This window comes from Novosphingobium meiothermophilum (assembly GCF_003171715.1).
Lineage (GTDB): Bacteria > Pseudomonadota > Alphaproteobacteria > Sphingomonadales > Sphingomonadaceae > Novosphingobium > Novosphingobium meiothermophilum.
In genome coordinates, this window is the sequence record NZ_QGHL01000005.1 from 57,308 (window position 1) to 82,030 (window position 24,723).

Sequence of the window (24,723 nt, forward strand, 5' to 3'; positions counted from 1 at the left end):
TGCGCCATGGTGAGGCTTGCGCAATGAGGCTTGAACAGGGCGCCTGACAGGATGGCTTGCGCCGCACCTGTCCGGCACGATATGCGCGAAGGCCACGGGTTTGCCCCTGCCGTCGGAACGGGCAGGCCATCATCCCGACAAGCCGATGCCGGAGTAAGCAATGACCGAGCCACAGCCCCCCACCGACCTGCGCGACACGGGGCGCAATACTGGACGCAATCCTTCGCGTTTCGGCCGGATCGGGCTGATTGCGGCCGCGCTGATCGCGCTGGGCGCAGGCGGCATTGCCATGATGCGCGGCCCCGACACGCCACCGCCCCCGGCCGAGCCGCCTCCCGCCGCACCAAGCCAGCAGCCTTCGGTCGATGAGGTGATCGCAAAGCTGGAGAGCCGGCTCGCGGAAAAGCCCGATGATGCCGAAGGCTGGCGGATGCTCGGCTGGTCATACTTCCAGACGGAGCGCTATGCCGAGGCGGCGACCGCGCTCAGGCAGGCCACCAAGCTTGATCCCGAAAACGCCCAGACCTGGTCCTTCCTTGGCGAAGCGCTTGTCCTTGCCAGCAGCGAGACCGGCAGGATGCCGCGCGATGCCAAGGCCGCCTTCGACAAGGCGATAAGGCTTGATCCCAAGGATGCACGGGCGCGCTATTTCCAGGCCGTGGCGCTCGATCTGTCCGGGCGTCACCGGCAGGCCATCAACGCGTGGTTCAAGCTGCTGGAAGATACGCCCTCCGATGCCCCCTATGCCGAGGACGTGCGCGCGGTCATCCGCAACGTGGGCGAAAAGCACGGCATCGAAGTGGAGAAGCGGCTGGCCGAAGTCCATTTCGCGCCTCCTGCCGGCGGCATGGTCACGGATGGCCCGCTCAAGGCGGCGGCCGGGATACCGGGGCCGACGAGCGAGCAGATGAAGGCCGCGGCAAACCTGCCCAAGGGACAGCAGGAAGCCATGATCCGCGGCATGGTCGAAGGACTTGAGGCGAAACTTGCCGCCAATCCCGCCAATGTCGATGGGTGGATCATGCTGATGCGCAGCCGGATGCAGATGGGCGAACCCAGAAAGGCCGAACAGGCCCTGCGCAATGGCCTTGGCGCGCTCAGCAATGACAGCGCGGCCGCCCGCAAGCTGCGCGAGGCCGCATCGAGCCTCGGCGTGGCAGGGGCCTGATTCGCACACGGCAGCCGGCCGATGCCCCCCTTTTTCGGCCCCTTCGCGTTAACCGTAATGCTTGCGGGAGGGTTTTTTCATCCGCATCTGATTCAATTCGGCACAGCGCCGAAGATGCGGGTTCAGCGCTCTTTTCTGTCTCGTTCTGAATCACTTCGGTCGCGGATTGATTCATTCCCGCGCACGTCAGTGGTTAACGCAAGGAAATGGACCTCCTGTCTTTACAGGAAATTAACCTTTCATGTTCATTCCTCCTATGGTTAATGGCGCAAGGTCCGGGGTTTTGCCGGGCCAATTGCCAAGGGGACCCTCAAGGGGGATCAGGCAAGCAAGGGGCGGTTCAATGCGGGTACTGCTGATCGAGGACGAACCCACCACGGCCAAGGCGATCGAGCTCATGCTCACGGCCGAAGGGTTCAACGTCTATTCCACCGATCTTGGCGAAGAAGGCCTCGATCTGGGCAAGCTCTACGATTACGACATCATCCTGCTGGACCTGAACCTGCCGGACATGCACGGCTACGATGTGCTCAAGAAGCTGCGCGTCGCCAAGGTGCAGACCCCGGTCCTCATCCTTTCCGGCATTTCGGAAATGGATTCCAAGGTCCGTTCCTTCGGCTTCGGCGCCGACGATTACGTGACCAAGCCGTTCCACCGCGAGGAACTGATCGCCCGCATCCACGCCGTGGTGCGCCGGTCCAAGGGCCATTCGCAATCGGTCATCCGCACAGGCAAGCTTTCGGTCAATCTCGATGCCAAGACGGTCGAGGTCGACAATGCCCGCGTCCACCTGACGGGCAAGGAATACGCGATGCTTGAGCTGCTGTCGCTGCGCAAGGGCACCACGCTGACCAAGGAAATGTTCCTCAACCACCTTTACGGCGGAATGGACGAGCCGGAACTCAAGATCATCGACGTGTTCATCTGCAAGCTGCGCAAGAAGCTGGCCCATGCCTGCGGCGGCGAGAACTACATCGAAACCGTATGGGGCCGCGGCTACGTGCTGCGTGATCCCGAAGACATCAGCGCTACCGAAGCCGCCTGATCGACCCGGCGCACGGTCTTTCCCCGAAGCGGCCTGCCGGAAACGGCGGGCCGTTTTGCGTTCTGGCCGGAAATCCGGCGACATCTGCGCGACCTGCGACAGCCGTGCTTGTGCAGTCATCATCGCGTGGCGGCTACGGGGCAGAGACGCTGCACGGCATGGGCAAAAACCGAAGCACGAAGATGCTCAGGAAAGATGCCCCCGCCTCTACCCCGGCACGGCCAATCCTGCTCAGCCGATGCGACTGAACCGCACTGTTTCCATCTTGGGCATGGTCTTGTCGGCCCAGATGATCGTCTCCGTCATCGACTTGCCATCCTTGGCAACAGTATAGACGCGGGTGGCCACGGGCGTGCCGTGCTTGCCAAGAGTCATGACCAGCGTCTCTGGCGCGGGCTGACGCAGGGATACCGTATCGAATGCCGGAATATTGCCTGAGATCGGCACGGCCACGCCATCGAGCATCGCGGTGGAGCTCGCATTCATGGTTCTGCCGTCGGGGGCAACGATGTCGACCCGCGTGCTCCAGCGCTGCTGTGGCAAGACGCTGAAGGTGATGGTGACGCTTCGCGGCCGCTCGTCAGCCGGAACGCGCGCGGTGTCCAGCGACCACGTGCCCACCAGCAGCGATGCAATGGCGGCTGCGGGGCCGGCAGCAGAGGTCGGTGCTTCTTCCGCCTGTTCAAGGCCGGTCGAAACCAGCGCGAGTGCGGCAGCAAGAGGGATCAGGGCAAGCATGGCAATTTTTCCTTTCGGCCAATGACGCACCGCTGTTGCGGGCTGCGCATCGGCCTCGCCCGGTTCTTTGGCCGCGGGAAGATCAGTTTTTCTGGGCCAGGTTTCCTGTCCTGCCACCAGCCGCGCAAGTTCCCGGCTGCTGCCAACGCCGGTCTTGCGCCGGGCATCGCGCAGCCGCTCGTTGATCGAAGCCTCGCTGCGGCCGAGCGTTGCCGCGATCGATTTGATCGTGTGCCCCGCGGTGAGCAGGCGCAGGACTTCGAGTTCCCTTTCACTCAGCTCTGCAATCGCTTGAGGGACTTGCTTGCCGACAGTCATGCCGTTGTGATCACCACAGCCAGCCCGCAGCGTCCAACCAATTTTCTTGTATCCGGGGTGTGAGGGCCGACCATGTTGACCGCTACGCGCGTGCCTGCCAAACGCCGCGGCCATGACTGCGCACAAACCAGGCGATCCCACCACGCTCAACCGGCTCTATGGCCGCGCCAAGGGCAAGCCCCTGCGGCAGGGCCAGCAGGCGCTGGTCGATGAGCTGCTGCCGCAGATTGCCGTGCCCGCCGAAGGGCCGGTCACTGCGCAGATCCTCTTCGGCGATGATCGCCCGCTGCACTTCGAGATCGGCTTCGGCGGGGGCGAGCACATGGCCTTTCGCGCCGACATGCTGCCCGATCACGGCTTCATCGGCGCGGAACCCTTTCTCAATGGCGTGGCGCAGGCCCTGACCCACGTTTCCGGCGGCGTTCCTGACGGAAGCGGGGAAGCGCACCCGCCCATTGCCAACGTGCGCATCCATCATGGCGATGCACTGGACGTGCTGCGGCGCATTCCCGATGGCGCGCTGTCGTTTCTCTATCTGCTTCATCCCGATCCCTGGCCCAAGGCGCGCCATGCCAAGCGCCGGATGATGAACGATGGCCCGCTCGATCTGTTTGCCGCCAAGCTACGGCCCGGCGGCGAGTTCCGGTTCGGCACCGATCACGCCATCTATCTGCGCCATGCGCTGATGGTGATGCGGCGCCACAAGCACCAGTTCGCATGGCTGGCCAGCGAAGCGAAGGACTTCCAGAAACGTCCCGGCGGCTGGCCGGAGACCCGCTATGAACACAAGGCGCGCACCGTCTACGGGCACGAGGTATGGTATTTCCGCTACCGGCGGCGCTGATCGCGCTACATTGCCGGTTCTGCAACCTGCAATCGGTTGAAGCGATCATTGAGACCAGACTTATTGATTTGCGTCATGAAACTTTATCGCTGATTGTGCACTGGTAAACGCGACGGGCGTTTTGCAGTCCCAGTGGGAGAGCAGCGATGAACGATACCTCCAATTCTCAGGGCAAGTGCCCGGTCATGCACGGCAGCGCAACAACCGCCGCCATGGCTTCGGCCGATTTCTGGCCGGAAGCGCTCAATCTCGACATACTGCACCAGCACGATGGCAAGACCAATCCACTTGGGCGCGACTTCAATTACCGCGAGGCGGTGAAGTCACTCGATTTCGAGGCGCTCAAGGCCGACATGCGCGCCCTCATGACCGACAGTCAGGACTGGTGGCCCGCCGATTGGGGGCACTATGGCGGACTGATGATCCGCATGTCGTGGCACGCGGCGGGCACCTATCGCATTGCCGACGGGCGCGGCGGCGGCGGGACCGGCAACCAGCGCTTTGCCCCGCTCAACTCATGGCCCGACAATGTCAGCCTCGACAAGGCACGGCGCCTGCTCTGGCCGATCAAGAAGAAATACGGCAACAAGGTAAGCTGGGCCGACCTGATCGTGCTGGCCGGCACCATCGCCTATGAAACCATGGGTCTGAAGACCTTCGGCTTCGGTTTCGGCCGTGAAGACATCTGGCATCCGGAAAAGGACGTTTACTGGGGTTCGGAAAAGGAATGGCTGGCCAAGGACCGCTATGCGGACGAGGACGAGGCTTCGCTCGAAAATCCGCTGGCCGCGGTGCAGATGGGGCTGATCTACGTCAACCCCGAAGGCGTTGACGGCAAGCCCGACCCTTTGAAAACCGCGCAGGCGGTGCGCGTCACTTTCGCCCGCATGGCGATGAACGACGAGGAAACCGTCGCGCTCACCGCTGGTGGCCACACGGTCGGCAAGTGCCATGGCAACGGCGATGCCAGCCTGCTTGGTCCCGATCCCGAAGGGGCGCCGGTCGAGCAGCAGGGCCTGGGCTGGAAGAACCCGAACGGCAAGGGCATGGGCCGCGATACCATCACCAGCGGTATCGAAGGGGCGTGGACCACGCACCCCACGCGCTGGGACAACGGCTATTTCCATCTCCTGTTCACCTATGACTGGGAACTGAAGAAGAGCCCGGCAGGCGCGTGGCAGTGGGAACCGGTCAACATCCGCGAGGAGGACAAGCCGGTCGACGTGGAAGACCCTTCGATCCGGCTCAACCCGATCATGACCGATGCCGACATGGCGATGGTGAAGGATCCGGCCTACCGGGCCATATCGGAACGCTTCTACAAGGATCCCGAATACTTCTCGCAGGTCTTCGCGCGCGCCTGGTTCAAGCTGACCCACCGCGACATGGGGCCGAAGGCGCGCTACATCGGGCCTGACGTTCCTGCCGAAGACCTCATCTGGCAGGATCCGGTGCCTGCCGGGCCGACCGGCTACAACGTCGAGGCGGTGAAGGCGAGGATCGCGGCCAGCGGCCTTTCGATCTCCGAAATGGTCTGCACCGCATGGGACAGCGCGCGCACTTTCCGCGGATCGGACAAGCGCGGCGGCGCCAACGGCGCGCGAATCCGCCTTGCCCCGCAAAAAGACTGGGAAGGCAACGAGCCTGCCCATCTGGCGCGCGTGCTTGCAGTGCTTGAACCCATCGCGCAAGAAGCGGGGGCAAGCCTTGCCGACGTGATCGTGCTGGCAGGCAATGTCGGGATCGAACTGGCAGCCAAGGCTGCGGGCCACAATGTGACCGTGCCTTTTGCCCCCGGCCGGGGCGATGCCCTGCCCGAACAGACCGATGCGGAAAGCTTTGCTCCGCTCGAACCCGTTCACGATGGTTATCGCAACTGGCTGAAGCGCGATTTCGCGGTGAAGCCTGCCGAACTCATGCTCGACCGCACACAGCTCATGGGCCTCACCGCGCCGGAAATGACCGTGCTGGTCGGCGGGATGCGCGTGCTGGGCACCAATCATGGCGGCACGAAGCACGGGGTGCTGACCGACCGCGAAGGCCAGCTTACCACCGACTTCTTCGTGAACCTGACCGACATGGCGTGGACCTGGGTGCCCGCAGGCAATGGGCTGTTCGAAATCCGCGACCGCAGGACCGGCGCAGTCAAGTGGACCGCAACCGAGCTGGACCTCACCTTCGGCTCGAACTCGGTGCTGCGCGCCTATGCCGAAGTCTATGCGCAGGACGATGCGGCCGACCGGTTCGTGGCCGATTTCATCGCCGCATGGACCAAGGTGATGAACGCGGATCGCTTCGATCTGGCTGCATGATCGCAATGCCCCTGACCGGCCGCGCGGGGACCATCGTCTCGCGGGCGAGTCCGGTCAGGGGTGATGACGGTCCGTATCGGAAATCGTGCGGATGCCGATATCAAGCTGCACCCGCGTGATTTCACCCATGTGGACTTGCCGAACGTTGCCACCTGCATCGACGAACAGCGTGGTCGGCAGGGCCTTGGCTCCGGCCCATGCGCCAAGCTGGCCGGAAGGATCGAGCATGACATGGCGCGGATCGAGCTGCTGGCGCCGGAGAAAGGCGGCAACGGCGGCACCATCCTCACCCTGATCGACCAGCACAATCGCCGCGCGCCTTTCCGATGCCGCAGCGCTTGCCAGCATCGGCAGTTCGCGGCGGCAGGGCGGGCACCAGGTGGCCCAGAGGTTGATGACAAGCGGCTGCCCGGCAGGAAGGGTCGCCACGCCTGCCGGAACCTGTTCAAGCGCCACGCCCTGCGGCAGACGGATCATCGGCCGGTCCTGCCCAATGGCGAGGAAGATCGCCCACAGGCCAGAAAGCAGCCCCAGCACCAGAAGCGCCGCCATGACCGCGCGCTGGCGGCGCAGACTGGCCACCAGCACCAGAGCCGCACCGGCGACGCCCGCCACCCAGTGCCAGCCGCCAAGCCACGCCTGCAACACCGCAGCAGGATCAAGCGCATAGCTTTCACGGTATTGCCAGACATGGCCGATCCGGGCCGAAACGAGGCCGCCGATCACCGCCAGCACCGCCGGATGCCAGGCACGAATGCGCCAGTGCTGCACGATCCGGTCAATCGCCGCGATGAACCCCGCAATAAGCACGAGCGCAACCAGCCGATCGAGCGCGAGGGCCACCGGGCCAATCTGGATCACGTCTTGCGGGTTCATTTCAGCCTTTTGCGGAACTGATCCAGATCAACAAAACTTTGCAGCGCCTAGGGCATGAACGATTGCGGCGCAATCTGTCAGCCGCCGCTGCGTCGGAATCGGCAGAGCGATACCTTGGCCAGATTGCCTTGATCACAATACTTATGTAAATTGAAAAATTGAGCGAAGCGACGGAGAGGGGACAGTGAACGGCCAACATGCCATGAGCGTCAGAACGCCATGACCGATTTCGTTCCGCTGCGCATCGGTGAAGCCGCGCCGGACTTTCTTGCCCGCTCGACCGAAGGCATGATCCGCCTTTCGGACTATCGCGGCCGGTGGCTGGTGTTCTTCTCCCACCCTGGCGATTTCACCCCGGTCTGCACGAGCGAGTTCATCGCCCTGACACAGGCGTTCAACCGCTTTGAGGACATGGGGTGCAGCCTGCTGGGCCATTCGGTCGACAGCCTGTTTTCGCATCTCGCGTGGCTGCGCGCACTGCATGATGACCTTGGCATCCGCGTGCCCTTTCCGATCGTCGAGGATCCCAGCCTTGAGATCGCCCGCGCCTATGGCATGGTATCGGCCGAAGCCCACAACGCGGCATCGGTCCGGGCCGTCTATTTCATCGATCCTGCCGGAATCGTGCGCGCGCTGAACTGGTATCCGCTTGCCGTGGGCCGGTCGGTCGGGGAGATGCTGCGCATCGTCGCGGCACTCAAGCGCACCGATGATGGCAGTTGCCTTGCCCCTGAAGGCTGGCATCCGGGTGATCCCGTTCTGGCACCGCCCGGCTTCAGCAAGAACGAAGCGCTTTCCGGCGACAAGGCAACGGCGTGGTTCTATCGCCACATGCCCGATGAAGGCTCGTCGCAATGACCGCCGATCCCGCCGTGCGCGATGCCGGAACGATCGAGGAGCAGGCAGAGCTTCTGCGCATTCTGGGCCATCCGCTGCGCCTTGCCGTGCTGCGGGAACTGACGGGCGGGGAACGCGCGGTCGGCGCGATAGCCGAACGCACCGGGCTGGGCCTTTCGGTGCTCAGCCAGCAGCTTGCGATCCTGCGCAAGGCGGCGCTGGTATCGGCGCGGCGCGAGGCAAAACAGGTGTTCTACCGCATCGATCCCGCCCGGATGGCGCAGGCCGCTGCGCTCATCGCCACGCTTGTTCCTGCGCCGGATCATGCTGCCGAAGCCGCGGCCGCGCCTGTCCTGCCGATTGCGCGGCTGGGCGCGGCCATGTTTGCACAGGTCACGCGCGCACCGTCTCCGGCGCGATGACCAAGCGACGCTGCGCCAGCCCATGCAGGCCGGTGCGGTGGCTGACGAGGACGAGACCGCTGCCGGTCTCATCCAGCCAGTGGCGCAGGCGGCTGCACAGTTCCCGTTCCGTTTCAGCGTCCAACCCCTCGCTCGGCTCGTCAAGCACGAGCCATGGCCTGCGCGCCAGCAGGGCGCGGGCAAGCGAGAGCCGCTTGCGCTCGCCGCCGGAAAGACGCGCGCCGTCCTCGCCCAGCCACTGATAGAGGCCCTGCGGCAGAGCGCGCACCGTCTGCGCAAGGCACGCGGTTTCCAGCGCCTGCCACATGTCCGCCTCGTTCAGCCCCGCGCGGGCAAGGCGAAGGTTGTCGGCCACGGTGCCCGCAATCAGCGCGGCATCCTGCGGCGCGTGGGCAAAGAGCGGGCGCAAGGCTTCAAGGCCCAGTGCGCGCACAGCCTGCCCGCCGATTTCAAGCCGCTCCGGCGCATCATCGCGCAAGCCCGCCAGTGTGCCGAGCAAGCGCGATTTGCCAGAACCGGAAGAGCCATCGATCAGGATGCGGTCGCCAGGGGCCAGCACATGCCGCGTTCCGGCAATCGCAATCACGATCTCCCTTGCCGCAAGGCCCTCCGCCCCCGCGCCGCGCCGCGCCGGCAGTGCGGCGAGCGTCTCAAGCCGCTCAAGCGCGTCGCCCACGCGCAGCCGCTCCATGTCGGTGCGCGACAGTGCCGAGATGCCTTCTGCCGCCGCCGCACCGGCAAGGCCAGCCAGCGCCGCCAGCGCCGGTCCGCTTCCCGCCAGCGCCAGCACCAGCGCCGCGCTGGCGCCGGAAAGCACCACCTGCGTTGCCAGCACCAGCGCCTCACCCCGGACAATCGCCAGCCGGGCGCGCTCCAGCGCCTGCACGTCCGGCTCCAGCGCCGCAAGGATGCGCGGCTCCAGCCCGTAGGCGGCAATCTCGCCCGGACAGGCGGCATAGGCAGCATAATCGGCCTTCAGACGGCCCAGCGTGGCAGCATGATCCTGCCTTGGCCCGGCCAGCAACCGCGGCGCCAGAGCCAGCGAGGCAAGGCGCATCACCGCAAGGCCCGACAGCAGCGCAAGGGCCGAAGCCCAGCCCGCCAGCAGGCTTGCGCCAAGCCCGGCCAGCGCCGCGGCAATCGCCGCAGGCCGGGTCACCCGCCGCACCACGCTGTCCTCCAGCGCATCGACATCGGAGCCAAGCCTTGCGGCTGCTTCCCCCGCAGAGAGGCCCAGTGCGAGCCTTGCTTCGGCACCGGCTGCCTGCGCGAACAGTGCCGGGCGCAGATCGGCAAGAGCAAACAGGGCGGCACGGTGCGACAGCAGCCGTTCGCCATAGCGGCCCAGCGTGCGGGCAATCGCCATGGCGCGAATGCCCGCACTGGGCAGGAGATAGTTGAACGCCTGAACCGCGGCGATGCCGCTGGCCCCCGCCATGGCCGCGCCCGTCAGGAACCAGCCTGAAAGACCCAGCAGGGCAACGCCCGCCACCGCCGCCATAACCGCCAGCGCAATGGCAAGCCTTGTCGTCCGGCGCTGCCTGAGCGCGGCCTTGCCCAGCATCTGCTCGATCTTCATCTGCGCCGTCATGCCATCACCACGCGGCTTGCGGCGCGTGCAATCAGCGCCGGATCATGGGTTGCGGCAACGATCAGCCGGGTCTGCGCCACCCGAACGAGCAGGTCCGCCATGGCGGCTCCTGTCGCCGCGTCCAGATCGGCGGTCGGCTCATCCAGCAGCAGGACCGGCCTGCCGCTGGCGATGGCCCGCACCACGCCGATCCGCCTGCGCTCGCCGCCGGAAAGGCCGGAACCGCGCGCATCGATGCGCAGATCGTGGCCCCGGCGCGAAAGCACGGCATCCAGCCCGCTGGCTGCAAGGATCGGCGCAAGATCGGCGGCAGGTGCAGCGCCGCCTTCGCCAAGGCGCAGATTCTCGTCGAGCGTGCCGGGCAGCAGCAGGGGGCGTTGCCCTGCCCAGCCGACAAGCGGCAGCAATTCAGGGCCGGACACGACCTTCCCATCCAGCATGATCCTGCCCCCCGCCACCGGCGCCAGGCCAAGCAAGCCGTGCAGCAGCGAGGATTTTCCCGTGCCGCTTTCCCCGGTCACGACATGCAGCCCCGGCCCATGCCAATCGGCATCGACCGGGCCGATGCGGCTACCGTCGGGATAGGCAATGACAAGGCCACCAGCAGCAAGGCCCCCAACAGCGCGGCTGCCAATCTGCCCGCCCGCTGTGCAGGCGTGGCCCGCAGCGTTCGGGCGCGCGGGCATTGCGGCGGCCTCTTCCAGCGCGGCATTCATGCTGCGCTGTGCAGCCTCGCCTTGCTGCTTGTCGTGATAGGCCGCAGCAAGGCGGCGCATGCCGAGATAGAACTCCGGCGCCAATGCCAGCGCGAAGAAGGCTTCGCCAAGCGTGAGATGTTCAGGCGCGGGGAACGGCAAAAGCCCCAGCAGCGAGAACCCGCAATAGACCGCCACCAGCGCAACCGCCAGCGCGGCGAAGAACTCCAGCATCGCGCTGGATACGAAAGCGATCCTCAGAACCTGCATGGTGCGCGCGGCCACATCGCGCGCGGCCTCGCCGATCTGCCGGGTCACGCGGTCTTCGGCCGCAAAGGCAAGGATGACCGGCAGCGCCGCCACGCGGTCAACGAACAGGCCCGACATGCGCGAAAGGGCAGCAAACTGGCGGTCGGCCTCGGCCTTTCCGGCCAGCCCGGCAAGGATCATCCCTGCGCCGAACGGCACGAGGGTGAGCAGGAGGATCAGCGCCGAGAACCAGCTTGCCAGCGCAACCGCCGCCGCAACCAGGAGGGCGCAAACCGCTGCGGCCTGCCGCAGGGGCTGAAAGCGGGCGACCAGCCCCTCAAACGCCTCGACATCATCGATCGCCACGCGCAAGTCCTCGCCCACGAGGCGGCCGCGCAGCAGCCTTCCGGGCAGGAGCGCCGTCACCAGCCGGTTGCGCCACGCCGCCTTGGCCTGCGCCGCCGCGCGATGGCCCGCCATCAAGGCCCCGGCCTGCGCCGCTGCCCGCACCAGCGCGCCAAGCCCCATGCCAGCAAGCAAAGGCCAGGCGCGCCTGCCCTCGGCCAGTGCCGCGATGAACCCGGCCAGACCGGCAGCAAAAAGGATTGCGCCCGCCGTGTCACCAAGCCACCACAATGCGGCGGCATGGCGGTTTGGGCGAGGGGCACGAAGGCCGCGTCCGGACAGGTCCGGGGCATCAGCGAAATCGGCTGGGGGAGGCATTGGCGCCTTCAAAGCGTGATTGACCAAATCATCATATTAGCATATTCGAAAACTGACTAATCGAATGAACGATCCGAGTCGAGTCCCGTCTGCCGCAGACCGGCGGGGATGCAGGAAACCATGGCGGCACCGGTCCGCCATCAGGAGTGTGCGTTATGGATATGGCTGTTGTCGAGCTTGGTCGGCTCCAGTTTGCGCTTACCGCGATGTATCACTTCCTCTTCGTGCCGCTGACCCTCGGCCTGTCGTTCCTGCTGGTCATCATGGAAAGCATCTATGTGATGACCGGCCGGGAAATCTGGCGGACGATCACGCGGTTCTGGGGCAAGCTCTTCGGCATCAACTTCGTGCTTGGCGTTGCCACCGGCATCACCATGGAGTTCGAGTTCGGCACCAACTGGGCCTATTACGCGCACTATGTGGGCGACATCTTCGGCGCGCCGCTGGCGATCGAAGGGCTGATGGCCTTCTTCCTCGAAGCGACCTTCGTGGGGCTGATGTTCTTCGGCTGGGACCGCCTTTCCAAGGTTGCGCACCTTGCCGTCACGTTCCTCGTCGCGCTCGGCTCGAACCTTTCGGCATTGTGGATCCTGATCGCCAACGGCTGGATGCAGAACCCGGTGGGCGCACGTTTCAATCCTGAAACCATGCGCATGGAAGTGACCGATTTCTACTCGGTGCTGTTCAACCCGGTGGCGCAGGCCAAGTTCGTCCACACCGTCAGCGCAGGGTATGTCGCGGCCTCGGTTTTCGTCATGGGCGTTTCGGCGTGGTATCTGCTCAAGGGCAAGTGGACCAACGTGGCGCGCCGTTCCATGATGGTGGCATCGGCCTTCGGTCTTGCCGCCTCGCTCTCGGTCGTCGTGCTGGGCGATGAATCCGGCTATGCGCTGACCGACAACCAGAAGATGAAGCTCGCCGCCATCGAGGCGATGTGGCACACCGAGGAAGCGCCTGCGGGCCTCTCGATCTTCGGCATTCCGGATCTGGAAGCGCAGAAGACACATTACGAAGTGAAGATCCCCTATGTGCTGGGCCTCATTTCCACCCGCAGCCTGACCGGCGAGGTCATGGGCATCAACGAACTGGTGCTGAAGGCCGATGAACGCATTCGCAGCGGCATCATCGCCTATGACGCGGTCGAGAAGCTGAAGGTCAACCGCACCGACATGGCCGCGCGCGAACAGTTCGAGCGGCACAAGGCCGATCTTGGCTATGCCATGTTGCTGAAGCGCCACGTGGCCGATCCGCGTGCCGCCACCGACCAGCAGATCATGCAGGCCGCGAAAGACACGATTCCCAATGTCCCGGTCATGTTCTGGCTGTTCCGCATCATGGCGGGGCTGGGCTTCTTCTTCATCGCCTTCTTCGCGATGGCGTTCTGGTGCGCTTCGGCCTGCCAGTTCAACAAGCGCTGGTTCCTGAAGATCGCGGTCGCCATCATGCCGCTACCGTGGATTGCCATCGAGTTCGGCTGGATGCTGGCCGAAATCGGGCGCCAGCCATGGGCGGTGGAAGGGGTTCTTCCCACTTTCCTTGCCGCCTCCTCGCTGACCATGGGGCAGATCTGGGCGACGATCATCGGCTTCACCCTGCTCTATGGCGCGCTGGCGCTCATCGAAGTGCGGCTGATGATCGCCATGATCCGCAAGGGTCCCGTCGAGCATCACGAACCCGCCCCTGCCGCTTCCGGCAGCAGCTATGCCGACCGGGGCTACACCGCGATGCCCGCGGAATAAGGGAAGAACAGGAAATGGAAATCCCTCTCGACTACGAAACCCTGCGGGTCATCTGGTGGGGCCTGATGGGCACGCTGCTGATCGGCTTTGCCCTGACAGATGGCTATGATCTGGGGGTCGCTGCGCTGATGCCCTTCATTGGCAAGACCGATGAGGAACGCCGCATGGCGATCAACGCCATCGCGCCGCACTGGGAAGGCCATCAGGTGTGGTTCATCCTTGGCGGCGGGGCGATCTTCGCGGCATGGCCCTTTGTCTATGCGGTCAGCTTCTCCGGCTTCTACCTTGCCATGTTCCTTGTGCTGGCCGCGCTGATCCTGCGCCCGGTGGCCTTCAAGTATCGCTCGAAGCACGCCGATCCGGCATGGCGCGCGCGCTGGGACTGGGCCTTGTTCATCGGCGGCTTCGTGCCCGCGCTGGTCTTCGGGGTGGCCGTGGGCAATGTCCTGCAAGGCGTGCCGTTCCGCCTCGACAGCGATCTGCGCAGCTTCTACGAAGGCTCGCTGATTGGCCTGTTCTCGCCTTTCGCGGTGATGGCCGGGCTGCTCTCGCTGGCCATGATCGTGATGCACGGTGCGGGCTTTCTTTCGGTCAAGATCGAACAGGGCCCGGTGCTTGAACGCGCGCGCAGGATCGGCAGCATCGCCGCCATCGCCAGCGTGATCCTTTTCGCGGCGGGCGGCCTGTGGGTTGCCAACGGCGCCATGGGCTTTCGGCTTGAAGGCGCGGTCGATCCGTCCGGCCCATCCAACCCCCTGCTGGTCAAGGCCGTGGCCGCGCCCGGCGCATGGCTCGACAACTACGCGCGCCATCCGCTGCTCGCTCTCGCCCCGCTGCTGGGGCTGGCAGGGCCGCTGCTCGCCCTCGTGGGCATCCGCAGCCGCAACCATGTGTTGAACCTTGCCGGGTCATCACTGGCCACGGTGGGTATCATCGCCACGGTCGGCCTTTCGATGTTCCCCTTCATCCTGCCCAGCTCGATCGATCCGCAATCGAGCCTCACGGCATGGAACGCTTCGTCCAGCCACCTGACGCTGTGGATCATGCTGCTTGTCACGCTGATCTTCCTGCCGATCGTGCTGGCCTACACGGCATGGGTGATGAAGGTTCTGTTCGGCCGGATCGGTTTGCGCGATGTGCGCACCAATCCTGATTTCTACTGATCCAGGAGCGGGAACGATGTGGTATTTTTCGTGGATACTCGGCCTTGGCCTTGCGCTGGCATTCGGCATCATCAACGGCATGTGGCACGAATTCCAGTCTCCGCTGGATGAGGATCCCAACCTGTGACGAAGCGGCGCCGGGCGGCTGGCTCCCTTGCGGCAGGCGCAACCCTGCTGGTGACTGCCTGCGCAACGCCCGGCACCGATGCGGCGGCGCTTTCAGCGCGCTCGGCAATCTTGGCGGACCGCTTTCAGGCCGAATTGCAGGGCCAGCTCATGGCGGCCATGCAGGCAGGCGGCCCGGAAGGCGCGATTGCGGTTTGCCAGCAGGCCGCGCCCGCCATTGCCGAGAGCCTATCTGCCGAAAGCGGGGCGCAGGTGCGCCGGATTGCCCTGAAGGAACGCAATCCGGCCGCCAGAACGGAAGGCGATTTGCGCACCCGGCTTGAACAGCTTGCCGCCAATCCCCTCAGCCCTGATGGCATGCCCGCCACCATGACATGGACCGAGGGCACCGGCCGCAAGGCCAGGGTCCACTATCTGCGGGCCATCCCGATGAAGGCGCAGCCCTGCGCCGCCTGCCACGGCACCAGCATTGCCCCTGCGGTGCAGGCAAGGCTTGCCGAACTCTACCCGGATGACAAGGCAACCGGGTTCAAGCCCGGCGAGCTGCGCGGCGCGATCGCGATCACCTGGCCTGCCGGAAAGCTGCCTCCGGCCAACTGAGAGCGCGCGCCAATAGGAACCGTTCGCCCCCGGCAACTAATTCTTCCTTTTTGGTAGAGATTGGCCAAAGCTATCCCCGCCCGGCAAGGGGAGTGCGAATCGTGATGGATTTTCTCGCAAGCGTGGACCTTACGGCATTGCTGCCATTCATCGCGGTCGGCTTTGCCGCGCAGATGGTCGACGGGGCGCTGGGCATGGCGTTCGGCGTGATTTCCAACACGCTGATGGTCGGGGTGCTCGGCATTCCCCCGGCGCTTGCCTCGCAGCGCGTGCATATCGTCGAATGCTTCACCACGGCCACATCGGGCATCAGCCATCTGCTTCACGGCAATGTCGACAGGAAGCTGTTCTTCCGCCTGCTCCTGCCCGGCATGGCGGGCGGGATTCTCGGAGCCTATGTCCTGTCCTCGCTCGATGCCTCGGTGGTCAAGCCGTGGGTGCTTCTCTACCTGTGCGGCATCGGCCTCTATCTGCTCACGCGCGGCATTCTCTATCCGCCCAAGATCAAGGAAGCCAGGCACGTTGCCCCGCTGGGGCTGCTGGGCGGGTTTCTCGATGCGGCGGGTGGCGGCGGCTGGGGGCCGGTTGTCACGTCGAACCTGCTGATTCAGGGGGCTGATCCGCGCAAGGTCGTGGGCACGGTCAACACGGTGGAGTTTTTCCTCACGCTCACCGTGTCGGCGGCGTTCATCTTCCACCTTGGCGTTGCCGATCTGGCGGGCGCAACGCTGGGCTTCCTTATCGGCGGGATCGCGGCGGCCCCCTTCGGCGCATGGGCGGCCAAGCACATTCCGGCAAAGACCATGCTCATCATGGTCGGCATCGTGCTGACGCTGACCAGTGCCTATGGAGCATGGACGGCCTTCATGCGCTGATGGGCCTGCGCCCCGTGGCCCAACGACCATAACGCTGCGTTAACCATGACGAGCCATGATGGACTGTGCCGATCACGGCGATTCGCCGGATGGCAGGAGGGCACGACCATGGCGCGCTACGATGCAAGCGGCATGACCATTTCCGAAATGCGCGAGTTTGCGGGCTTTGCCCCGTGCGAGCAGCGCTATATCCGGCGCAGCCTCGATATCGCGCTGGGCCGGGGTGATGTCGAGGCTCGCTGGGCGCGCAATGCCGACGAGGCATCCTCGATCCGGCAGCAGGCAGCCATCTATCGCGAGATTCCGCTGCTGCGGCAATTGCTGCGCCATGTCGAAGGGCTTGAAAGCCTTGAACCCTTCATGGGCACGCTCATCCGCCTGACCGCCTTCGATCTGGTGCAGGGTCGGCTTTCCTGCTTTTCCGCCTACCGCTTTCTTTACGAGCGGCTGCTTGGCGCCGAAGCGCGCCCCTGGCTGCCGGGCGCCTTCTGCGGCGCGGCAGCGCTCCCGGTGATCCGCCCCGACCGCAGGCGCGATCTGCTCCAGTCGATCAGCGAAGCCGCCGCCACCGCGCAGGGATGGTCCACCCGCGCGCCCGTCTTCTATCCTGAGTTCGTCGAGAACGAAGCAGCCTGAGCCGCCCCGTCCGCCGGGTCAGGGCACCAGCACGGTATCGCGCGCCTCCGCATCGGTCTGCGGATGGTCGAGCGTGTAGTGCAGGCCTCGGCTTTCGTGCCGCGCGCGGGCAGAACGCACGATCAGATCGGCGCTTTGCAACAGGTTGCGCAGTTCGATCAGGTCGGTCGTCACGCGGAAGTGCCCGTAATAGTCGTTCACTTCCTCGGTGAGGAGGGCAATGCGGTGCGCCGCGCGCTCCAGCCGCTTGTTCGTGCGCACAATGCCCACATAGTTCCACATGAAGCGGCGGATTTCGGTCCAGTTCTGCTTGATGACCACCTCCTCGTCGGAATCGGTCACGCGGCTTTCGTCCCATGCGCGCACCGGAGGCGGGGCCTCGAAGCTGTCCCACCGCCGCAGGATGTCGCGCGCGGCCGCCTCGCCGAAAACGAAGCATTCGAGCAGCGAATTGGAGGCAAGCCGGTTGGCCCCGTGAAGGCCGCTTTCGGTGCATTCGCCCGCGGCATACAGGCCCGGCAGATCGGTGCGTCCGGTCAGATCGATCAGAACGCCCCCGCAGGTATAGTGCTGGGCGGGCACCACCGGGATCGGGCCGCGCGTCATGTCGATGCCCAACCCCAGCAGCTTGTCATGGATATTGGGAAAGTGCCCGCGCACGAAATCGGCGGGCATATGGCTGATATCAAGGTGCACGTAATCAAGGCCGAAGCGCTTGATTTCGGCATCGATGGCGCGGGCCACCACATCGCGCGGGGCCAGTTCCATGCGCTCGGCATCGTAGAACGCCATGAACCGCTTGCCCGTGCGCGGATTGATGAGCCGCCCGCCCTCGCCGCGCACGGCCTCCGTTATGAGGAAGTTCTTGACCTCCAGGTGATAGAGGCAGGTCGGGTGAAACTGCATCATCTCCATGTTGGAAACGCGCGCGCCTGCCCGCCACGCCATGGCGATGCCATCCCCGGTTGCGCCGCGCGGTGCGGTGCTGAACTGATAGACCCGCCCCGCCCCGCCTGTGGCAAGGATCGTTGCGCGCGCGGTATGCGCCTCCACCTTGCCGCTGGCTTCGTCCAGCGCATAGACGCCCCAGACACGGCCTGATCCCGAATAACGCGCCGCCTCGTGCCGCCCGGTGATGAAATCAATGCAGGTGCGCCCCGGCAGCAGGGTGATGTTGGGATGTTCACGCGCGGCCTTGAGCAGCGCCTTCTGCACCGCCGCGCCCGTGGCGTCATCGACATGAACGATGCGCCGGTGCGAATGGCCGCCCTCGCGCGTGAGGTGGAGCGATCCCGCCTCGGCATTGAAGGGCACGCCCAGTTCCACCAGCCGCGCAATCGCGCGCGGCGCGTTCTCGACCACGAACTCCACGGTTTCGCGCCGGTTCAGCCCGGCCCCGGCAATCATCGTGTCGCGGATGTGATTGTCGAAGGTGTCGCCCTCGTCCAGCACGGCGGCGATGCCGCCCTGCGCCCAGTTGGTCGAACCGCCATCCAGCGCGCCCTTGGCCAGCACCAGCACCCGGCGCTGCTCGGCCAGCACCAGGGCAGCCGTCAGACCGGCCGCGCCCGATCCGATGATCAGGACATCGTGCGCATGATCCGCCGCCCCGCCAGACCTCTCGCTCTCCACCTGCTGCTCCATTTCCATCGCTTACCGGCCGATGCCTTGGCCCTTATAGGCGGCATGGCAAGACGAAAGTGCGCTTTCGTCACATTTCACGCAAGTTCTGCGAATGCATGCCGCTGCGCCGATTCTCTTGGCAGAATAAGGGGATGCGGCCTTTATTTCGCACCTGCAACATGTTACGTAACCTGTGTTCTTCCCGTTCCTTGAACCGGCTCTCCGGCAGAAGGAGTCGCGCATGGCCTTTGCCAGATTTCTGTGCCTCTTCGATCGGCATCGCCCGGTTCGCGAAGGAGTCGAATGGAACGGCGTGGCCTTTGTCGGAACATGCAAGCATTGCGGCGCGGCCATTCGCCGCCGCGAAGGGGGCGGCTGGCGCCGCTTCACCCGCGAAGACCCGCCGATCTTCGGAAATCAATGATGCCCGGCACGATTGCTCCCGGTATGATTGTGACCCGCGCTGTCAGGCAGTTTCAAGCGGCTTGCTCGTCAGGCTGACGAAGACATCCTCAAGATCGGCTTCGCGCGTCGAGACATCGACGATGGCATAGCCCTGGCCCTGCACCAGACTCATCACCTCACCCGCGTTCATCCTGTCCTTGTCATAGCCGATCTCGACCTGCCGTTCGCCGGCTATCACGCTCTTGAGAAAGGCAGGATGCTGCGGCGCAACATCAACGTCGCGGTCAAGCGTGAGCACCACGATCTTCTCGCGTGCCATGTCCACCAGTTCGCGCGTCGGCTTGTTGGCGATCAGCTTGCCGTGGTTGATGATGGCGATGCGGTCGCACAGTTGTTCGGCTTCTTCCAGATAGTGCGTGGTCAGCACCACCGTCACGCCATCGCGATTGAGTTCGCCCACGAGTTCCCACAACTGCCTGCGCAGTTCCACGTCGACGCCCGCCGTCGGCTCGTCGAGCACCAGCACCGGCGGGGCGTGGACCATGGCCTTGGCGATCAGCAGGCGGCGCTTCATCCCGCCTGAAAGCGAGCGGGCATAGGCATTGGCCTTGTCGGCCAGATGCACTGCCTCCAGCAGTTCCATCGTGCGCCGCATGGCCTTGGGCACACCATAAAGCCCGGCCTGATTCTCAAGGACTTCGGCGGGCGTGAAGAAGGGATCGAACACGATTTCCTGCGGCACGATGCCGATCGAAGCCTTGGCGTTGCGCACGTCGCGGTCAATGTCGTGGCCCCAGATCTCGACACTGCCGGAGGTTTTCATCACCATCCCGGCAAGCGTGTTGATGAGCGTCGACTTGCCTGCCCCGTTCGGGCCAAGCAGGCCGAAGATCTGGCCTTGCGGCACATCAAAGCTCACCCCGTCGAGCGCCAGCTTGCCCGCAGACTTGCCGGTGGGCGCATAACGCTTGACCAGATCGCGGATACGGATGGCGGGCGCGGTGTGTTCGGTCTCGGACATGGGCTGCTGCCTGCACCAGCGCGCACCAAAACGCAATTGTCTGGAGGCTGCGGATTTGCTAGCCGCGCATCCCATGATCCAGCCCCCCGAAACCGTCTATACCGAACATCACCGCGTCAGCTGTGACGGCGCTTCCGACATCCGTGGCGGCGCGGCCCTTGGCCATCCGCGCGTCTGGCTTGAGATCGACGAAAAGGGCTATGTCGAATGCGGCTATTGCGACAGGCGCTTCGTGCTCAAGGGCGGCCCGGCCGACGAGACTTCGGGCGCGGATACGGCGCAAGCCGCCTGAAAAGGCCGCTATGGCCTTTGCGCGATGAGCGCTTATATCGGTCGGCATGACCGATACCGATACCCGTTCGCTGCTCTACCGTTCCGGCCTGCTTTCCCCTGAAGAGGCACAGCGGCTCACCGCCAGCGCGCTGAAAGCCTGCGACGACGGCGAACTTTACCTCCAGTTCATCGCCAGCGAGAGCTTCGGCTTCGATGACGGACGCCTGAAAACCGCAGACTATTCGCGCGATGCCGGTTTCGGTCTGCGCGGGGTTTCGGGCGAGATGACGGGCTTTGCCCACGCCAACGAGATCTCCGCCGCCGCCATTGCCCGCGCCGGTGAAACACTGAAGCTGCTCGATCCGGCCAGGGGCCAGCCCGCTCCGCCGCCGCGCCAGAGCAACCGCCACCTCTACACCGACGCCTCGCCGCTTGATGCCGTGCCGTTCGAGGCCAAGGTGCGGCTGCTGGAAACCATCGATGCCGCAGCCCGCGCGCGCGATCCGCGCGTGGCGCAGGTTTCCGCATCGCTTTCCGGCTCGTGGTCGGTGGTGGAAATCGTGCGCGCCGATGGCTTTGTGGCGCATGACGTGCGCCCTCTCGTGCGGCTCAATGTCTCGATCGTGGCCGAACACAACGGACGGCGCGAAACCGGCTCGTTCGGCATTGGCGGGCGGCGCCTCTATGATGATCTCTTCGCCCCCGAAACGTGGAACCGCGCCATCGACGAGGCGCTGGCGCAGGCGCTGGTCAATCTCGAATCGGTGGCGGCACCCGCGGGCGAGATGACCGTCCTGCTTGGCCCCGGCTGGCCCGGCGTGCTGCTGCACGAGGCAGTTGGCCACGGGCTTGAAGGCGATTTCAACCGCAAGGGCACCAGCGCCTTTTCGGGCCGGATCGGCCAGCGCGTGGCCGCGCCCGGCGTGACCGTGATCGACGATGGCACCCTGCTGGGCGTCAACGGGCAGGGCCGGCGCGGCTCGCTCTCCATCGACGATGAGGGCACGCCCACGCAGGAAAACGTCCTGATCGAGGACGGCATCCTCAAGGGCTACATCCATGATCGCCTCAACGCGCGGCTGATGGGTGTGCCCCCCACCGGCAACGGACGGCGCGAAAGCTTTGCCCATGCGCCGATGCCGCGCATGACCAACACCTTCATGCGCGCGGGAAACGATGATCCTGCCGAACTGCTCAGCCGCGTGAAGAACGGCATTTTCGCCAAGTCATTCGGCGGTGGTCAGGTCGACATCACCAGCGGAAAGTTCGTGTTCTCGTGCACCGAAGCCTATCGCATCGAGAACGGCAGGCTCGGCGCGCCGATCAAGGGCGCAACGCTCATCGGCGATGGCCCGACCTGCCTTACCAGGGTCATCGGCATCGGCAACGATCTGGCGCTGGATGAGGGCGTGGGCATCTGCGGCAAGGGCGGGCAAAGCGTGCCTGCGGGCGTCGGCCAGCCAACCCTGCTTATTGAAGGACTTACCGTCGGCGGCACGGCCTGAAGACACAGGCCATTCCTTTTCAGCAAGGGTTCAGCCACTCCCGTGCATGATCGCTTCATCGAGTCGCAAGGCTGATTGACTGCACGGCCATTCGCCCGGAAGGCGAACCAGCCGGAAAGCCAGCCAGCCGGAAAGCCAGCCAGCCGGAAAGGAAGTGCCAGCCATGCCGAAGAAGATCAGCACGTTTGCCTTGGCGCTGGCCGCGGGGTCCCTGCTTGTGGCGGGCGCCAGCGCGCAGGCCAAGCCGCGCCCAACCCCTGAAGAGCGCCTTGCAAAGACGCTCGAAGGCCGCGTTGCCGGAAAGCCGGTGGATTGCATCTACCTGCCGCGCGTCACCAGCAGCTACATCGTCGACAAGACCGCCATCGTCTATGATGCGGGCAGCACCATCTGGGTGAACCGCCCGGCATCGGGCGCGGCCGCGCTTGATGACAACGACATCATGCTGACCACGCCTTTCGGCGCGCAGCTCTGCAATGTCGATATCGTGCGGCTGATCGATCGCAACGCGGGCTTCTGGCGCAGCTCGGTCAGCCTGGGCCAGTTCGTGCCCTATACCAAGGCGCCCAATCCCGGCGCGAAGGACGAAAAGGCGGGCTGACTGCTTGGCTTGCGTGCCAATCGCGAGGTAAGGGCGAGGCGATGACGCTTCGCCCTCTTCTCCGGTTTGCCCGCCACGATGATCTTTCCGCCCTGTGCGATCTGGGCCGCCGCGCCTTCGTGGCCAAGTTCGGCCACCTCTACAGCGCGGCGAACCTTGCCCGCTTTCTGGATGAGGCGCATTCGCTGCCGGTGCTGGCCGCACAGCTTGCCGATCCGGGCATGAAGATTGCCGTCATCGAAGAAGACGGCCGCCTTGCCGCCTACTGCAAGGTCGTGCGCGAAAGCACCCTGCCGCCGCACACTGCGGCAAGGGCGCCGATGGAACTGAAGCAGCTTTATGCCGATCCCGACCTTCTGGGCCGGGGCCATGGCGCACGGCTGATGGACTGGGCAATGGCGCAGGCGCGCGGATGGGGCGCCGATGAAATCCAGCTTTCGGTCTATGCCCACAACCCCGATGCCCAGCGCTTCTACCGGCGCTATGGCCTTCGCAATGTGGCCGACATCGCCTTCTGGGTGGGCGACCATTGCGATCCGGAGTTCATGTTCGCCGGGCCGGTCTGATCCGGCGATCCAGCGCTGCCTGAATCGCGCAGATTGGCTGCGCGCAACGCCTTTCAGGTTTCACCGTGAACGCCTATAGAGGGGGCATGTCCTCGATCCGTCCCTGGCGCGATATCGCGCGTCGCAAGTGCCGCCAGATCATGGTCGGCTCGGTCCCTGTCGGCGGCGATGCGCCGATCACCGTGCAGACGATGACCAACACCCCCACCTCCGATGCCGTGGCCACGATCGACCAGATCCGCCGTTGCGAGGATGCGGGAGCCGATCTCATCCGCGTGTCCTGCCCGGACGTGGAAAGCACCGCCGCCTTTCGGAAGATCACGAAGGCCGCGCGCATCCCGGTGATCGCGGACATCCACTTTCACTACAAGCGCGCACTCGAAGCGGCCGATGCGGGTGCGGCGTGCCTGCGCATCAATCCCGGCAACATCGGCTCGCATGACAGGGTTGCCGAAGTGGTCCGCGCCGCCAAGGCCAATGGCTGCGCCATCCGTATCGGCGTGAACGCAGGCAGCCTCGAAAAGCACCTGCTCGAAAAATACGGCGAGCCATGCCCCGAAGCGCTGGTGGAATCCGCGCTCGATCATATCAAGCTGCTACAGGACCACGATTTCCACGAATACAAGGTGGCCGTGAAAGCCTCCGACGTGTTCCTTGCCGTCAGCGCCTACATGGGCCTTGCCGATGCGGTCGATTGCCCGCTGCATCTGGGTATCACCGAGGCGGGCGGGCTGATCGGCGGCACGGTGAAATCGGCCATCGGCATCGGCAACCTGCTCTGGGCGGGCATTGGCGATACGATCCGCGTCAGCCTCTCGGCCGAACCGGAAGAGGAAGTGCGTGTCGGCTTCGAAATCCTGAAAAGCCTTGGCCTGCGAACGCGCGGCGTGCGGGTCGTCTCGTGCCCGTCGTGCGCGCGGCAGGGCTTTGACGTGATCCGCACCGTCGAAGCGCTGGAAAAGCGCCTGTCCCACATCAAGACCCCGCTTTCGCTTTCGGTCCTCGGCTGCGTCGTCAACGGTCCGGGCGAAGCGCGCGAAACCGACATCGGCCTGACCGGCGGCGGCAACGGCAAGCATATGGTCTATCTTTCCGGTGTGACCGACCACACGGTGCAGTCCGAAGACATGCTCGATCACATCGTTGCCCTGGTGGAGAAGAAGGCTGCGGAAATCGAGGCCGCGACGACCGATGCCGGCAACGTTACCGAAGCGGCAGAGTAAGCCCTGCTCTCGCGCATGACCATTGCCATCCGCCCCGCCGTCCCTGCCGATCTGCCCCTGATCGCCAGCCTCATCCGCGCGCTCGCCGCTTACGAGAAGCTGGCCGATGCGGTGCGTTTCGATGAGGCCACGCTGGGCGAAAAGCTGTTCGGCAAGCGTCCCTATGCCGAAGTGGTGATTGGTGAACTGGATGGCGCGGCGCAGGGCTTTGCCCTGTTTTTTCACAACTTCTCGACCTTCGAGGGCAAGCCCGGCATCTATCTGGAAGACCTGTTCGTGCGTCCTGAGGCTCGTGGGCACGGACTGGGCAAGGCGCTGCTGGCGCATCTGGCGGCGCTGGCGGTGCAACGCGATTGTGCACGGCTCGAATGGTCGGTGCTCGACTGGAACGAACCTGCCATCGGCTTCTACCGGTCTCTGGGCGCGCGCATGATGGACGAGTGGACGGTCATGCGCGTCGATGGCCTCGCGCTTGGCGAGCTTGGCGCGCAGGCTGGAAATACGCACCCGATCGGTTAAACTGCGCCGCATTCAGCGAAGGTTTTGCGG

General features: G+C 64.9%; 25 protein-coding genes. 18 read left to right on the forward strand and 7 right to left on the reverse strand.

Annotated elements, in window-relative coordinates; genetic code table 11:
• The first annotated feature begins 160 nt into the window (after window positions 1-160).
• Together DKM43_RS03530 and ctrA are read left to right on the forward strand one after the other, a co-directional pair.
• Complete coding sequence (locus DKM43_RS03530) at window positions 161-1,168, forward strand: tetratricopeptide repeat protein (protein ID WP_109797124.1); 1,008 nt, start codon at window positions 161-163, stop codon at window positions 1,166-1,168.
• Between the two features lie 343 nt (window positions 1,169-1,511).
• A complete protein-coding gene (gene ctrA, locus DKM43_RS03535) occupies window positions 1,512-2,213 on the forward strand; it encodes a response regulator transcription factor CtrA (RefSeq protein ID WP_109797125.1) in 702 nt (233 codons plus the stop codon).
• Between the two features lie 231 nt (window positions 2,214-2,444).
• Here the strand turns inward: ctrA and DKM43_RS03540 are convergent, their stop codons facing one another.
• Window positions 2,445-3,269 (reverse strand): helix-turn-helix domain-containing protein, encoded by an 825-nt coding sequence (locus tag DKM43_RS03540; protein ID WP_201739768.1) that lies wholly within the window; start codon window positions 3,267-3,269, stop codon window positions 2,445-2,447.
• Window positions 3,270-3,381: 112 nt separating this feature from the next.
• Here DKM43_RS03540 and trmB point away from each other — a divergent pair, with 112 nt between their 5' ends.
• Window positions 3,382-4,113, forward strand: coding sequence for a tRNA (guanine(46)-N(7))-methyltransferase TrmB (trmB, locus tag DKM43_RS03545; protein WP_109797126.1), 732 nt, complete (start codon window positions 3,382-3,384; stop codon window positions 4,111-4,113).
• Window positions 4,114-4,259: 146 nt separating this feature from the next.
• Window positions 4,260-6,425, forward strand: a complete 2,166-nt coding sequence (gene katG, locus DKM43_RS03550; RefSeq protein ID WP_109797127.1) for a catalase/peroxidase HPI — start codon at window positions 4,260-4,262, stop codon at window positions 6,423-6,425.
• Window positions 6,426-6,479: 54 nt separating this feature from the next.
• Here the strand turns inward: katG and DKM43_RS03555 are convergent, their stop codons facing one another.
• Window positions 6,480-7,301: a TlpA disulfide reductase family protein gene (locus tag DKM43_RS03555; RefSeq protein ID WP_109797128.1), complete on the reverse strand. Its 822-nt coding sequence runs from the start codon at window positions 7,299-7,301 to the stop codon at window positions 6,480-6,482.
• Between the two features lie 219 nt (window positions 7,302-7,520).
• On the opposite strand from DKM43_RS03555, the gene DKM43_RS03560 reads away from it, so the two are divergent.
• Window positions 7,521-8,159 carry a peroxiredoxin gene (locus DKM43_RS03560; protein WP_109797129.1) on the forward strand — a complete coding sequence of 213 codons (639 nt, stop codon included), beginning with the start codon at window positions 7,521-7,523 and terminating at the stop codon, window positions 8,157-8,159.
• A complete protein-coding gene (locus DKM43_RS03565; protein WP_109797130.1) occupies window positions 8,156-8,560 on the forward strand; it encodes an ArsR/SmtB family transcription factor in 405 nt (134 codons plus the stop codon). Before DKM43_RS03560 ends, DKM43_RS03565 begins: the two co-directional genes overlap by 4 nt.
• Here DKM43_RS03565 and DKM43_RS03570 read toward each other — a convergent pair.
• A complete protein-coding gene (locus DKM43_RS03570) occupies window positions 8,532-10,151 on the reverse strand; it encodes an ATP-binding cassette domain-containing protein (RefSeq protein WP_236632359.1) in 1,620 nt (539 codons plus the stop codon). The genes DKM43_RS03565 and DKM43_RS03570 overlap by 29 nt on opposite strands.
• The gene (locus DKM43_RS03575) at window positions 10,148-11,818 is read right to left on the reverse strand and encodes an ATP-binding cassette domain-containing protein (RefSeq protein ID WP_109797131.1); all 1,671 of its coding nucleotides are present in this window, start codon (window positions 11,816-11,818) and stop codon (window positions 10,148-10,150) included. The genes DKM43_RS03570 and DKM43_RS03575 overlap by 4 nt, the downstream gene beginning before the upstream one ends.
• A gap of 155 nt (window positions 11,819-11,973) precedes the next feature.
• On the opposite strand from DKM43_RS03575, the gene DKM43_RS03580 reads away from it, so the two are divergent.
• The 6 genes from DKM43_RS03580 to DKM43_RS03605 all read left to right on the forward strand — a co-directional run bounded on the left by DKM43_RS03580 (window position 11,974) and on the right by DKM43_RS03605 (window position 16,957).
• Window positions 11,974-13,557, forward strand: a complete 1,584-nt coding sequence (locus DKM43_RS03580; RefSeq protein ID WP_109797132.1) for a cytochrome ubiquinol oxidase subunit I — start codon at window positions 11,974-11,976, stop codon at window positions 13,555-13,557.
• Between the two features lie 14 nt (window positions 13,558-13,571).
• The gene (cydB, locus tag DKM43_RS03585; RefSeq protein WP_109797133.1) at window positions 13,572-14,720 is read left to right on the forward strand and encodes a cytochrome d ubiquinol oxidase subunit II; all 1,149 of its coding nucleotides are present in this window, start codon (window positions 13,572-13,574) and stop codon (window positions 14,718-14,720) included.
• A 16-nt stretch (window positions 14,721-14,736) separates the two neighbouring features.
• On the forward strand, window positions 14,737-14,847 hold the full coding sequence (gene cydX, locus DKM43_RS03590; RefSeq protein ID WP_109797134.1) for a cytochrome bd-I oxidase subunit CydX: 111 nt from the start codon (window positions 14,737-14,739) through the stop codon (window positions 14,845-14,847).
• A complete protein-coding gene (locus DKM43_RS03595; RefSeq protein ID WP_109797135.1) occupies window positions 14,844-15,446 on the forward strand; it encodes a Tll0287-like domain-containing protein in 603 nt (200 codons plus the stop codon). Before cydX ends, DKM43_RS03595 begins: the two co-directional genes overlap by 4 nt.
• 104 nt (window positions 15,447-15,550) lie before the next feature.
• Window positions 15,551-16,321 (forward strand): sulfite exporter TauE/SafE family protein, encoded by a 771-nt coding sequence (locus DKM43_RS03600; protein ID WP_109797136.1) that lies wholly within the window; start codon window positions 15,551-15,553, stop codon window positions 16,319-16,321.
• Between the two features lie 108 nt (window positions 16,322-16,429).
• Complete coding sequence (locus DKM43_RS03605; RefSeq protein ID WP_109797137.1) at window positions 16,430-16,957, forward strand: hypothetical protein; 528 nt, start codon at window positions 16,430-16,432, stop codon at window positions 16,955-16,957.
• An 18-nt stretch (window positions 16,958-16,975) separates the two neighbouring features.
• Here DKM43_RS03605 and nadB read toward each other — a convergent pair whose 3' ends face one another.
• From nadB to DKM43_RS03620, 3 genes are all read right to left on the reverse strand, one after another.
• The gene (gene nadB, locus DKM43_RS03610; RefSeq protein WP_236632360.1) at window positions 16,976-18,607 is read right to left on the reverse strand and encodes an L-aspartate oxidase; all 1,632 of its coding nucleotides are present in this window, start codon (window positions 18,605-18,607) and stop codon (window positions 16,976-16,978) included.
• A gap of 61 nt (window positions 18,608-18,668) precedes the next feature.
• Window positions 18,669-19,001 carry a hypothetical protein gene (locus DKM43_RS16335; protein WP_145960468.1) on the reverse strand — a complete coding sequence of 111 codons (333 nt, stop codon included), beginning with the start codon at window positions 18,999-19,001 and terminating at the stop codon, window positions 18,669-18,671.
• A gap of 45 nt (window positions 19,002-19,046) precedes the next feature.
• Window positions 19,047-20,006 (reverse strand): ABC transporter ATP-binding protein, encoded by a 960-nt coding sequence (locus tag DKM43_RS03620; RefSeq protein WP_109797139.1) that lies wholly within the window; start codon window positions 20,004-20,006, stop codon window positions 19,047-19,049.
• 73 nt (window positions 20,007-20,079) lie between these two features.
• Here DKM43_RS03620 and DKM43_RS03625 point away from each other — a divergent pair, with 73 nt between their 5' ends.
• From DKM43_RS03625 to DKM43_RS03650, 6 genes are all read left to right on the forward strand, one after another.
• Window positions 20,080-20,298, forward strand: a complete 219-nt coding sequence (locus DKM43_RS03625; RefSeq protein WP_109797140.1) for a zinc-finger domain-containing protein — start codon at window positions 20,080-20,082, stop codon at window positions 20,296-20,298.
• A gap of 46 nt (window positions 20,299-20,344) precedes the next feature.
• The gene (gene tldD / locus DKM43_RS03630) at window positions 20,345-21,784 is read left to right on the forward strand and encodes a metalloprotease TldD (RefSeq protein WP_109797141.1); all 1,440 of its coding nucleotides are present in this window, start codon (window positions 20,345-20,347) and stop codon (window positions 21,782-21,784) included.
• A 163-nt stretch (window positions 21,785-21,947) separates the two neighbouring features.
• Window positions 21,948-22,385 (forward strand): hypothetical protein, encoded by a 438-nt coding sequence (locus DKM43_RS03635; RefSeq protein WP_109797142.1) that lies wholly within the window; start codon window positions 21,948-21,950, stop codon window positions 22,383-22,385.
• 41 nt (window positions 22,386-22,426) lie between these two features.
• Window positions 22,427-22,951, forward strand: a complete 525-nt coding sequence (locus tag DKM43_RS03640; RefSeq protein ID WP_109797143.1) for a GNAT family N-acetyltransferase — start codon at window positions 22,427-22,429, stop codon at window positions 22,949-22,951.
• 86 nt (window positions 22,952-23,037) lie between these two features.
• Complete coding sequence (gene ispG / locus DKM43_RS03645) at window positions 23,038-24,174, forward strand: flavodoxin-dependent (E)-4-hydroxy-3-methylbut-2-enyl-diphosphate synthase (RefSeq protein ID WP_109797144.1); 1,137 nt, start codon at window positions 23,038-23,040, stop codon at window positions 24,172-24,174.
• 15 nt (window positions 24,175-24,189) lie between these two features.
• Complete coding sequence (locus DKM43_RS03650) at window positions 24,190-24,693, forward strand: GNAT family N-acetyltransferase (protein ID WP_109797145.1); 504 nt, start codon at window positions 24,190-24,192, stop codon at window positions 24,691-24,693.
• Window positions 24,694-24,723: the final 30 nt, after the last annotated feature.